We start from the raw sequence: 11,557 nt of genomic DNA, 5'->3' as shown, positions 1-11,557 counted from the left end.
AACGTCACAAAGATACAAAAAATCAGTTAAACTGTCTTTTGAAAAACCAAAATTCATTGATATTCATGTTCAAGGAAATTTTAAACATATCTTGCTTAATCATGTATGGCAAGTCGGGACGCTGGGATGTGTAACCAAATCCGATATTAAGCAATGACAACCTTCCGGACATAGAATCCCTGAACGGCAACCCCAATCCGAAGTTAATTCCATACTCTTTAAAACCTCCAACCCCTACACTTTGATTGGTAGATGGATTATAAACGCTGACGTTGGCATATGAATTTCCGTAGGAAATACCGGCCCTTAGGCGTACTCTACTGAAAAAATCACGGCTGTACGGATCGACAACGTATTCTGCGCCTGCATTGATCCTGTAAGCGTTATTGAACCGATTTTCAGGGGTCAATCCGTCTAAAACCTCGGGATAATCCAATCCGTTCCATTGCTGAAAAGTTCCGTCTAGTCCTACAAGCAGATTTGTATTGGAATAAGTTACTCCCAATCCATAGGTTGCCGGCAAATGAAACTGCTGACTGGAAAGAGTATCATCACGCAGCACTTCACTCGGATTTTGATAGGGATTGGTATAAGGGTCTGACAGAAACATCATTTCCGTTGCATAAACATCGGATTTTGAAGCTAATTTCGGACTGAAAACAGCTCCTAACGTAAACGAACTTGTCTTGTCGACAGGGAACGTGACCTGTGCTCCAAAATCATATTTTAAATCCCGGATGGAATATTTTTTCTTTTCTTCACCAATAGTAGCACCCGTCGCAGTTCTCGGCACAGACACGCTGCTGTAGCTGAAATTCCCAAAAAGATAAGAAACGTTAGCTCCAACGGAGAAATACGGAATGGGTTCATACGCAATTCCAGCATAAATCTGGCTCAACCCTCCAGTTCCACGAAATACTTCCTCGTAAACGATATCGGAAAGCGAACGTGTCTGCCCATAGTTATATCCTACTTTCGAATACGGCAAAAGCCCAATGCTGGCACCAACCTTGCTTAGGACAGGAAACTGTATGGCAATATAATCGAGATTCCCGTTGTAAAAATTCTGCTTGTTCAGTCCGTCGCTGTAAGAAGCATAATGCCCCGAAACACCAAGGTCAAAAATAAACGTAAGTGAATCGAGTTTGGAGTATGATGCCGGATTTCCGGGATTCACCTGCTGGCTTCTTCTGAGTCCGTAGCTGATTCCACCCATAGCTTCGGAGGCACCCAACGATTGGTTGGACAAAAGGCCGTAACCGTACCTGCCGTATGGTGAGTTAGACCCTACCTGTTGTGCAAAAATAGCGGTGGTGACAGTAAAGAAAACAAGTAACGAGAGATGACGTTTAGTTGTTATGTTCATTCTTTTTCATTAAAATCAACAAGACGTTGGTCGATTGTTTCATAATTTATTTTTAGGGTACAAAGATGATGTTTTTTTGCGATGCAACCAACAAAAGAACAGAAAGTTCGTGTTAAAAAGATTAAAGAGCGTTTATTTGTATTTATTATAAGAAATGATTTCGCCGTTTGTTTTGCGTTTTTTGGGACGAACGGCTTGGGTACTGTATCCGACAACAATGTCAAGCCATACTCTCTTAGAGTCGGGGATTGACAACAATTCACGCATCTTCGGCTCATTGAACCAACCGACAATGCAAGACCCCAAACCTTCGGCATGAGCTGCCAGCACGACATGAGCCGCTACTATTCCCAGGTCCATTTGTGCATAGTCCTTTTGTTTTACCCAGCCTCCGATCCCCGATGTGAGGTTCACTCTTTCCTCAACCAACAAAATATGGACCGGGGCCTGCTTGGTAAAATGGTTCATACCCAATGCACGCGCAGACGTGGCATCTGCCACTCTGTTTTTCAGTTCAGGATCATCCACGACAACCATGTGCCAGGGTTGCGCATTGCATGCTGACGGTGCTAACCGGGCAGCTTCGAGGATACGTTCAATTTTTTCTTTTTCGACCGGTCTATCGGGATCGAATGCTCGGTCGCTCTGCCGGGTGGAAACAAATTCAAGAAAATCCATACATTAGTCGTTTAGGACTGCAACGCCACAATCCTGCTGATATATTTACCGATAATGTCGAATTCCAGGTTGACGACTGTACCTTTTTCTATCTGATGAAAATTGGTCATTTCGTATGTAAAAGGAATGATCGCCACTTTAAAGGTATCTTTGGTGGGTGTCACCACGGTTAAACTTACACCATTCACCGTAACCGACCCTTTATCTACCGTCAGGTATCCCTTCTTTGCCATCTCCTTATCGAAACGGTACCGGAAGGTGTAATACCAACTACCATCTGCTTCAACTACATCGGTACAAACGGCAGTTTGGTCAACATGCCCCTGAACGATATGCCCGTCCAACCTGCCGTCCATTTTCATGCTACGTTCAAGATTCACCTTGCTACCCACCTGCAACAATCCAAGATTGGAGCGGTCGAGCGTCTCCTGAATGGCGGTTACGGTGTATGCATCACCCTCTATGGATACCACTGTCAGACAAACTCCGTTGTGCGCAATGCTCTGGTCGATTTTTAATTCGCTCGTGAACGAGCACCTTAACGTGATGTGCAGGTTACCCTTGTCTTTTTCCAATGCAACCACGGTTGCAGCTTCTTCAACAATTCCGGAAAACATAATTATTTAGTTACGATTTGTGATTTACAAAATCAGATGTAGAAGTCAGACTTTAAGACTTTTTATCTATTACCTGAACTTTCAACCTCTCCAATTCTTCAATTATTTGCTGCTTGGTTTCATCACAGACCGCAACCAACGGCAGCCTGAGCTCATTTTCGATGTAACCCAATTCACTGAGCATGCATTTTACTCCGGCAGGATTCCCATCTTTGAAAATCAACCGGATAGCTTCTGTAAAACGCACATTTTCCGTTTCAGCCATCTTGAAATTACCGGCTAACGCCTGATGTATCATTTCAGAAAACTCTTTAGGCAAAGCATTTCCCAAAACAGATATAACTCCTACTCCACCGGATTTTATCAGATCAAATGCAATTCCATCGTCGCCGGAGATAACGGAGAATCCTTCGGGACGGCCAGCAATAATTTGCAGGATCTGATCCATTTTCCCCGATGCTTCCTTGATGGCCACAATATTCGGACAAGATTTTGCCAGCCGCAACGTAGTTTCGGCTTCCATATTCACACCGGTTCTTCCGGGAACATTATACAGAATAATCGGCCGTGGTGAAACCTCACTCAAAGCACGATAATGCTGAAAAAGCCCTTCCTGGCTGGGTTTATTGTAATATGGAGTAACAGATAATACTCCTGCAATGTTTGAGAAATATGATACCTTGAGTTCATGAACGATTTCAGCGGTATTGTTTCCTCCAACTCCTACAATAAGGGGGAGACGATTGTTGTTTCTCTCCACGATGAATCGCACAATTTCGGTTCGCTCATCGCGTGTCAGTGTTGGGGTTTCAGCGGTAGTTCCCAGTGCAACGAGGTAATCAATTCCCCCATCTATCTGATAATCTATCAACCGGCCCAACGCATCGAAATCGACTGATTTGTCTTTTTTAAACGGTGTTATCAGGGCAACACCTATCCCTTTTAAGTTGATTTTTGACATAAAAACAGGTCTTTCATTTTTCCTGAGAAAGCCTCCCGACAACATATGGATACTTCGGATCGCAAAGTTACATTTTTTTCAACCATATCCACATAAATTGGACAATTACTTTTAAAAGGAAATCACTTTAATGGATTGGTATTTTTGTTGAAATTCGAAATTTAACTGTAGCTTAACTTGTTTTTTCATTCTGTTTACGTACACATTAGCATTTTTATTATTTTTGTCGGCGATATTTCCGGAAAAACCCCTAGCTCATTAACATAATTTAACGTCGATCAAGTTATTTATTTCATCCTGTTTACGTACACATTAGTATTTTCATTATATTTGTCCGAATATTTCCGGGAAAACTCCTGTTCGTTTTCTCAACTTCGCAATACATTTTGGCAAACATATCTTTTAATTCTGCAGAGACAAACACGTAAAATGAAACACATGAAACACATAAAACACTGTTTTTATGTTGCCCTTCTTCCGGTATTCTTTTCTGCATGCAACGTAGTAAAAAGTGAGTTGAAGCCTACTCAGATAGGAATCTGTACAAATCTTGCCAACGGAGAAAAAATGCAGCAATACGGATACACATATGTGGAAGAAGGTGTCTCCAGATTTCTTGCACCGACAAAGCCCGAGGAAGAGTTCGAGATAATATTGAATGAATTGGCCAACTCCCCTTTGCCTGTTAAAGCCTGTAACAGCTTTATCCCCGGAAACCTGAAAAGCGTTGGTAATGAAGCTGCTCACCACGATATTTTAACGTTTGCAGAAACCGCTTTCCGCAGGGCACAACGAGCCGGAGTGGAAATAATTGTCTTTGGAAGTGGGGGTTCACGTTCCATCCCCGAAGGATTTCCACGCAAAAAAGGCCGGGCACAATTCATCGAATTAGGCAAAAAAATGGCGTTAATTGCTCAAAAATTCAACATAATCATCGTATTGGAACCCCTTAACACTACAGAATGCAACTTTATCAATTCCGTATCGGAAGGAGGAGAAATCGTTAAAGAGATCAATCATCGTCACTTCATGCTGTTGGCAGATCTGTATCATATGAAAATGGAAAACGAAAGTCCGGATACCCTTGTAAAGTATGGAAAGCTGATCAGGCATGTTCATATTGCGGAAAAACAGGACAGGGCTGTACCGGGTACATACGATGAGGACTTTCGCCCTTACTTCAATGCCCTTAAAAAAATGGGTTATAGAGGAAAAATATCCATTGAAGCTCGCTGGATAGATTTTGACACCCAGATACCGACAGCAATGGAAACGATAAAAAGACAACTCAATAATTAAAAATATGGAATCAAGAAGAGGATTTATTAAAAAATCGGCACTCGGAGTGGCAGGAATAGCACTGGGAAGCACAATGGACATGTCGGCAAAAAGTTATGCCGGCATTATCGGAGCGAACGACAGGTTAAACGTAGCCATCATTGGGCTGGGACGCAGGTTAAGTGCGTTTTACGAACCAATCGCCTTGAAGGGAGCTAATGTACAGTTACTTTACCTCTGTGATGTGATGGAGAAGCAACGTACCCGGGCAATGCAGAATTTTTCTAAACACATCAGCTACCAACCGAAATCCGAAAACGATATACGCCGGGTGCTCGACGATAAAAAAGTGGATGCTGTATTCAACGCAACACCCGACCACTGGCACACGCCCGGTTCCGTAATGGCCATGAAAGCCGGCAAACATGTGTATGTTGAGAAACCATGCAGCCACAACATGTTCGAAAATGAAATTCTGGTAAAAGCCGCCCAAAAATTCAACAAGATAGTGCAGATGGGTAACCAGCAACGTTCCTCGGATCACACCGTTGAAATCATAAGGGAGCTACACCGCGGCGTTATCGGAAACCCCTATAAGGCAGTAGCCTTTTATGCCAATACAAGGGGTGAAGTACCGCTCCAGAAAAAAGCGGCCATTCCTGTCGGACTGGATTGGGAGTTGTTTCAGGGGCCGGCACCCCGCCGCGATTATACCGAAGAGACCTGGGATTATAACTGGCATTGGTACGGCTGGGATTACGGAACGGCCGAAGCAGGCAACAACGCCACACACGAACTGGATGTTGCACGCTGGGCACTGAACGTTGATTTCCCCCTAAACGTTGAAGTGGAAGCCGCCAAGCGACATTTCGCCAACGACGGATGGGAGATGTACGACACTATGGATGCTACATTCCGTTTTGCCGGTGACAAAATAATCAAGTGGGATGGTAAAAGCCGGAACGGGCACAAGACCTACGGAGCGGACAGAGGAACAATTATTTATGGCAGTGAAGGTACCGTCTTCGTAAACCGGGATAAATACATTCTTTACGACCGAGGGGGGAAAGTGATGAAAGAAAGAACTTCTACTTCAAGTGAAGCAGGTACGGCACTTGGTGGAGGTGGCGACATGACTACCGGCCATGTGATCAACTTCTTCGATACTATCAGGGGTAAGTCGAAACTTACCGCACCCATTGACGATGCGTCCATCAGTAATGCTATGGTACATTATGCCAATGTAGCGTATCGTATCGGTAAGGGTTTTGATATCGATGACAAAACCGGGCGTATGTTTGACCGGGAAGCTATGAAACTATGGAACCGGGAATATGAACCCGGATGGGAGCCAACACTGAAATAATTTAATTTCAATACGATCAATTTTAAGCTTTAAATGAGATGAAAAATTCAAGACGTGATTTTATAAAAAAATCGGCACTCGGTGTGGCCGGAATAACGCTGGGAAGCACGATGAATATGTCGGCTAAAAGTTATGCCAATATCATCGGCTCCAACGATAAAGTGAGGGTAGGCATATTGGGTTTTTCCAACCGATTCAGAGGTGCACTCGGGAAATCATTCCTCAAATATGCCAAAGAGATGAACTTCGAACTCTTTACCGTCTGCGACATTTGGAATCGTCGCCGAGACGAAGGACAAGCCTGGTACAAGGAGCAAGCCGGAGGAGACCTCAGAACCGCCAGAAACACCGATGAGCTCTGGTCTCAAAAGCCCGACGCCGTAATTATCAGTACCGCAGATTTTCAACATGCGCTTCATACCGCCGAAGCAGTCAGGGCCGGATGTGATGTATATGTGGAAAAACCTTTCGCTGAAACCATGGACGATGCTAACTTTGCGTTGAAAGCAGCCAAAGAGACTAACAAGGTTATTCAGGTTGGATCACAACGCCGGAGCGGAACAAATTACCACGCTGCATACGACTACATTAAATCGGGAAAATTCGGCAAGATCATTGCCGTGGAAATGACATGGAACGTCAACCAGCCCGGACGATGGCGTTTACCCCAACTCACCAGAGAAATCCGCGAACAGGATACCGACTGGAAACGCTTTTTGATGAACCGCCCCTACGAACCGTGGGATCCGCGAAAATACCTGGAATACCGCCTGTTCTGGCCCTATTCATCCGGCATACCCGGCCAATGGATGGCACATCAGATCGATACCGTACACTGGTTCTCAGAACTGGATTATCCCCGGTCGGTAGTGGCAAACGGCGGGATCTACATGTGGAACGACGGAAGAACCAACTACGATACCATGACTGCTGTTTTTGATTATGGACACGCCAAAGAAAAAGAACCGGGAGAAGGATTCCAGGTAATTTATTCCTCCAGGCAAAACAACTCGTCGGGAGGGACAAAAGAGTGGTATTTCTCCAACGGGGGGAAACTTGACCTGGACACCAACATCATCAACAATGATGGCGGATTGACAGAAAGGCACGCAGGCGATATGGGAATGAAACCCTTTATGCTTGATACTTTCGAATTACCGAAGATAAGTGTGGAAACAGGCTCAGACACAGGCTCAGACCCGCTCACAAATGCGCATATGAAAAACTGGATGGACTGTGTGAGGGCCGGCAATGTAAAAACAAATGCTCCCGTGGAAGCAGGCTACAACCACTCTATCGCCGATATCATGGTTACGGCCGCCTTACGCACCGGACAACGCGCCACATTCGATGAAAAACAAAAACAGGTAATGGCAGGAGGGAAAGTATTCAAGTATTAATTCCATGAGAATCAAAAGATTTAACAGATATAACATGAAAAAAGAATCAAACTCAATGTCCAGAAGACATTTTCTGGCTCTCTCAGGGGCAATGGCAGGAACAACGTTGATCAATCCTTCATCCCCAATTTACGCATCTACAGCAGAAACTTTGCAACCCGCAAAAAAAACTCGAATAGCCATGGTAGGTACGGGTGTTCGGGGAACAGGCATGTGGGGAAGAAGCGTTGTTCAAAGCTATCCCAACTACATTGAATTCGTTGGGCTTTGCGATATCAATCCGGGGAGAGTAGTTTTAGCCAAAGAGACGATGGGGGTTTCGTGCCCTACATTCACTGATTTTGAGAAAATGATGAAAGAGGCTAAACCGGAAGTGTTAATTGTAACAACGGTAGATAATACACACGATCAGTTTATTATCAGGGGGATGGAATTAGGGGCCGACATTATCGTAGAAAAGCCGATGACAACCGACGAGAAGAAAATGCAGGCTATAATCGATGCAGAAAAAAGAACCGGGAAGAAGTGCAGGGTTACTTTTAATTACCGCTATTCTCCTCACCGGGTGAAGATGTGGGAACTCCTTCGGGCAGGAGAGATAGGGGAACTCACCTCCGTCGACTTCCACTGGTATCTGGACACGTCTCATGGTGCTGATTACTTCAGGAGATGGCACAGATTAGTTGAAAAAAGCGGTTCTTTATGGGTTCACAAAGCCAGCCATCATTTTGATCTTCTAAATTGGTGGATTGATAGTGACCCTGAGAGCGTATATGCTTTAGGAGAGTTAAATTTTTATGGAAAAAACGGTCCTTTCAGGGCAGTAAACTGCCGCACCTGTCCCCACACCAGTCAATGTAGTTTTTATTTTGATATAATGAAAAATGAAAACATGAAGCGGTTGTATGTCGATAATGAAAAATACGATGGATATCTGAGGGATGGTTGTGTGTTTAAAAACGACGTTGATATTTACGATAAAATGGCAGCAACAATCCGGTATAAAAACGGCGTTCAGGTTGCTTACTCCCTGACCACCTATTCTCCCTATGAAGGCTACAGAATCGCTTTTAACGGAACAAAAGGACGTATAGATGCATGGATCGAAGAATCAAGGCCTACGAAGGACGTAAATTTTGATGAAATTGTGCTGTTTAAAAACTTCTCCAAAAGGCAATACATTCAAATACCTCACGGCACCTCAGGACATGGAGGTGGAGATGCCTTGCTGAAAGATCAAATCTTTGTTCCCAACACCGAAGACCCATACAAACAGGCTGCCGGCATAAGAGACGGAGCACTTGCCTGCCTGGTGGGAATCGCCGCCAGAAAAAGTATTGCGGCAGGAGCACCTGTTATGATCGAGAGCTTGACGTCAATTAAACCGCAAGCGAAAAAAGAATACAAGCGGTTATAACAGTATCATCTTAGTTAAATACAACCATAAATATGTATTAAACTGAACTTTTACATATGTTGTTGCAATTATTGAACATACGAAACAAAGTCAATAAGTTGCTATAATTCAAAAGATGAAAAAAACAGTTAAAGCCCTAATCATTGCAGCGCTGATAATGCATGTAAGCTGCCAAGGCACTTCAACAAACGTCAGGTTTAATGTCAGCGAAGAAAAAAAGGCAGTTGAGGTATACGTAAACGATATTTATTTTACATCGTTTATTTATCCGGAAAACCTGGAAAAGCCATGTCTTTATCCTATAAAAACACCCTCCGGAAAATTTATCACAAGAGGGTTCCCCTTGAATCCAAGGCCTTTTGAGAGAACCGATCATCCACATCACATTGGATTATGGTTTAATTTCGGGGATGTAAACGGACTTGATTTCTGGAATAACTCCTATTCCATAAAACCGGAAGATAAAGATAAATATGGGATAATTTTGTTTGATAAAGTTATTGAAGCAGATAACCGGAAAGGGAGATTGGTTGTTCAATCAAAATGGACAGATAATAATGGAAGTATTTTATTGAATGAAAAGACGACCTACATCTTTGAAGGGCTGAAAAACGATATCAGGACGATTGAAAGAGTTACAGAACTGACAGCAAATAAGGAAGTAACTTTTACAGGGAACAAAGAAGGGCTGATCGGTTTGAGGGTAGACAGAACTTTCGAGGAACCGACTCAAAAAGCTGAGAAGTTTTTAGATGCAAACGGAAATGTAACAGAAACTCCGGCCCTGAATAACGAAGGTGTAAATGGATTCTACAGAAATGCAGAAGGTTTAACAGGGGGAGACGTCTGGGGAAAAAGGAGCAAATGGGTTGCTTTAAAAGCTGATAAGGAAGGCGAAACAATCACCATCGTTATCATGGACAATAAAAACAACCCTAATTATCCGGCATGGTCTCACGCAAGAGGTTATGGATTATTTGCAGCCAACAATCTGGGGGGAAAGGTCGTGGATAAGAATTCGGACCCGGTTGAATTGAAGTTGTCCAGCGGTGAGAGAGTAACTTTTAAACACAAGGTTATTATTGCCGGAGATATGAGTGATCAGGAAATAAACAGGTTTTCTGACGATTTTAATTGACCGTGGATTACACATCGTTCACATAATCAAAAAGCCAGAAGCGAAGATGCTCCTGGCTTTTAACTTAATTTAAACCGGATTAAGAATAACGGATGGAAATTCAGTGTAATTTTAGCTGATTTTTATCCGGCAGAACATCTACCCTTTAAAATCGTAGAGACCATTAAAAAACAACGGTAATTCTCTTCTTTTTTTATGAATGCAATAGCACTTTACTGGATTGCTTTTATAGCCATCTTCATCATTGTGTATGGAATAGACCTATACGTGACTTCCCACCGCCAAAGAACGATTAGTGTGAAATCATCCTTAACCTGGACAGCCGTATGGATTTCCGTAGCAACAGCATTTGGAGCTTCTCTTTATTTTCTCTTCCCTCAGAATCCGGAAAGCACGGTGCGAACCGGCCCTGTAATGATGACGAAATTTATCTCGGGGTATTTGACGGAATATTCGTTATCCGTGGATAATCTTTTCGTATTTATACTGATCTTTTCAATGATGGGCATTCATCCGAAAAACCAACCAAAGTTACTGAAACTGGGAATTTTGATTTCGGTTGTACTAAGAATTCTTTTTATACTGGTGGGAATGGAACTGGTAGAACGCTTTCACTGGATTATCTACATATTTGGTGTTGTTTTGATTTGGACGGCATACAAGATGGCTTTTTCGAAAGAAGATGAAAACGTAAATCCCAAATCGAACATTCTGTACAAGGGAGCTTCCAGGTTATTCCCCATCGATCCCGACATACATTCGCCTCATTTTTTCACTCAAATAAACGGAAAAATCCACTTAACCAATATTTTTCTTGCCTTGCTTGTTATCGGCTCCACCGACATCTTGTTTGCTGTTGACTCTATTCCGGCTATTATCGGCGTTATAAAAGAAGGTATAAACAACGTCCTTACACTCAGTGAAGAGAACTTTCTTGCCATTTCTTCCAATGTTTTCGCATTGATGGGCTTAATATCGCTTTTTTTCGCGTTGAAAGGAATTATGGGAATGTTCCGTTACTTGAAAACAGGTGTGAGTTTCATTCTCTTGTTTATAGGCATGAAAATGCTGCTGAGTTCCGTGCATTCGGTAGGAGAATTTTTTGCACACCATTCATGGGTCTCGCTAGCGGTTATCATCGGTACGTTGATTATTTCTATCCTTTTATCCATGCTGATTTCCGAACGAAAAGAATCCGATAAGCTTCAGGAAGCTGTGCAGAAATTGAAAGAAGAAATGGAGGAGTCGAAACCCAAACATGTGGGAAAATTTATGCATTAGTTGATTTTCCAGTACAGAACACGAGAAAGTTCTGTGATTGATGGAATAAATTGTG

The 11,557-nt window shown here is 43.0% G+C and carries 10 protein-coding genes; 6 read left to right on the top strand and 4 right to left on the bottom strand.

The window, feature by feature from the left end; translation table 11 throughout:
- Positions 1 to 22: 22 nt before the first annotated feature.
- The 4 genes from AACM02_RS05400 to dapA all read right to left on the bottom strand — a co-directional run bounded on the left by AACM02_RS05400 (position 23) and on the right by dapA (position 3,622).
- The gene (locus tag AACM02_RS05400; protein WP_214062744.1) at positions 23 to 1,366 is read right to left on the bottom strand and encodes a hypothetical protein; all 1,344 of its coding nucleotides are present in this window, start codon (positions 1,364 to 1,366) and stop codon (positions 23 to 25) included.
- Positions 1,367 to 1,498: 132 nt separating this feature from the next.
- Entirely contained in the window at positions 1,499 to 2,044 is a 546-nt protein-coding gene (locus AACM02_RS05395) for a nitroreductase family protein (protein ID WP_286849364.1), read from the bottom strand.
- An 11-nt stretch (positions 2,045 to 2,055) separates the two neighbouring features.
- Positions 2,056 to 2,661 carry a riboflavin synthase gene (locus AACM02_RS05390; protein ID WP_214062742.1) on the bottom strand — a complete coding sequence of 202 codons (606 nt, stop codon included), beginning with the start codon at positions 2,659 to 2,661 and terminating at the stop codon, positions 2,056 to 2,058.
- A gap of 52 nt (positions 2,662 to 2,713) precedes the next feature.
- A complete protein-coding gene (dapA, locus tag AACM02_RS05385) occupies positions 2,714 to 3,622 on the bottom strand; it encodes a 4-hydroxy-tetrahydrodipicolinate synthase (RefSeq protein WP_339116297.1) in 909 nt (302 codons plus the stop codon).
- Positions 3,623 to 4,060: 438 nt separating this feature from the next.
- On the opposite strand from dapA, the gene AACM02_RS05380 reads away from it, so the two are divergent.
- From AACM02_RS05380 to AACM02_RS05355, 6 genes are all read left to right on the top strand, one after another.
- Entirely contained in the window at positions 4,061 to 4,921 is an 861-nt protein-coding gene (locus AACM02_RS05380) for a sugar phosphate isomerase/epimerase (RefSeq protein ID WP_286849358.1), read from the top strand.
- 4 nt (positions 4,922 to 4,925) lie between these two features.
- The gene (locus AACM02_RS05375; protein WP_214063794.1) at positions 4,926 to 6,266 is read left to right on the top strand and encodes a Gfo/Idh/MocA family protein; all 1,341 of its coding nucleotides are present in this window, start codon (positions 4,926 to 4,928) and stop codon (positions 6,264 to 6,266) included.
- 38 nt (positions 6,267 to 6,304) lie between these two features.
- Positions 6,305 to 7,666, top strand: coding sequence for a Gfo/Idh/MocA family protein (locus tag AACM02_RS05370; RefSeq protein ID WP_286849356.1), 1,362 nt, complete (start codon positions 6,305 to 6,307; stop codon positions 7,664 to 7,666).
- A gap of 34 nt (positions 7,667 to 7,700) precedes the next feature.
- Positions 7,701 to 9,083 carry a Gfo/Idh/MocA family oxidoreductase gene (locus tag AACM02_RS05365; RefSeq protein WP_339116296.1) on the top strand — a complete coding sequence of 461 codons (1,383 nt, stop codon included), beginning with the start codon at positions 7,701 to 7,703 and terminating at the stop codon, positions 9,081 to 9,083.
- A 115-nt stretch (positions 9,084 to 9,198) separates the two neighbouring features.
- Positions 9,199 to 10,221 carry a PmoA family protein gene (locus tag AACM02_RS05360; protein WP_332456477.1) on the top strand — a complete coding sequence of 341 codons (1,023 nt, stop codon included), beginning with the start codon at positions 9,199 to 9,201 and terminating at the stop codon, positions 10,219 to 10,221.
- Positions 10,222 to 10,416: 195 nt separating this feature from the next.
- Entirely contained in the window at positions 10,417 to 11,502 is a 1,086-nt protein-coding gene (locus AACM02_RS05355) for a TerC/Alx family metal homeostasis membrane protein (protein WP_339116295.1), read from the top strand.
- Positions 11,503 to 11,557 lie beyond the last annotated feature (55 nt).

This window comes from Petrimonas sp. (assembly GCF_963921705.1).
Classification (GTDB): Bacteria; Bacteroidota; Bacteroidia; order Bacteroidales; family Dysgonomonadaceae; genus Petrimonas; species Petrimonas sulfuriphila.
Note: the sequence above shows the minus strand (reverse complement) of the source record. Positions and strands in the feature narration are given on the sequence as shown.

Excerpts from the sequence above, each read along its gene's own strand:
- AACM02_RS05400 (WP_214062744.1), bottom strand. The coding sequence starts at position 1,366 with ATGAACATAACAACTAAACGTCATCTCTCGTTACTTGTTTTCTTTACT.
- AACM02_RS05395 (WP_286849364.1), bottom strand. The coding sequence starts at position 2,044 with ATGGATTTTCTTGAATTTGTTTCCACCCGGCAGAGCGACCGAGCATTC.
- AACM02_RS05390 (WP_214062742.1), bottom strand. The coding sequence starts at position 2,661 with ATGTTTTCCGGAATTGTTGAAGAAGCTGCAACCGTGGTTGCATTGGAA.
- dapA (WP_339116297.1), bottom strand. The coding sequence starts at position 3,622 with ATGTCAAAAATCAACTTAAAAGGGATAGGTGTTGCCCTGATAACACCG.
- AACM02_RS05380 (WP_286849358.1), top strand. The coding sequence starts at position 4,061 with ATGAAACACATAAAACACTGTTTTTATGTTGCCCTTCTTCCGGTATTC.
- AACM02_RS05375 (WP_214063794.1), top strand. The coding sequence starts at position 4,926 with ATGGAATCAAGAAGAGGATTTATTAAAAAATCGGCACTCGGAGTGGCA.
- AACM02_RS05370 (WP_286849356.1), top strand. The coding sequence starts at position 6,305 with ATGAAAAATTCAAGACGTGATTTTATAAAAAAATCGGCACTCGGTGTG.
- AACM02_RS05365 (WP_339116296.1), top strand. The coding sequence starts at position 7,701 with ATGAAAAAAGAATCAAACTCAATGTCCAGAAGACATTTTCTGGCTCTC.
- AACM02_RS05360 (WP_332456477.1), top strand. The coding sequence starts at position 9,199 with ATGAAAAAAACAGTTAAAGCCCTAATCATTGCAGCGCTGATAATGCAT.
- AACM02_RS05355 (WP_339116295.1), top strand. The coding sequence starts at position 10,417 with ATGAATGCAATAGCACTTTACTGGATTGCTTTTATAGCCATCTTCATC.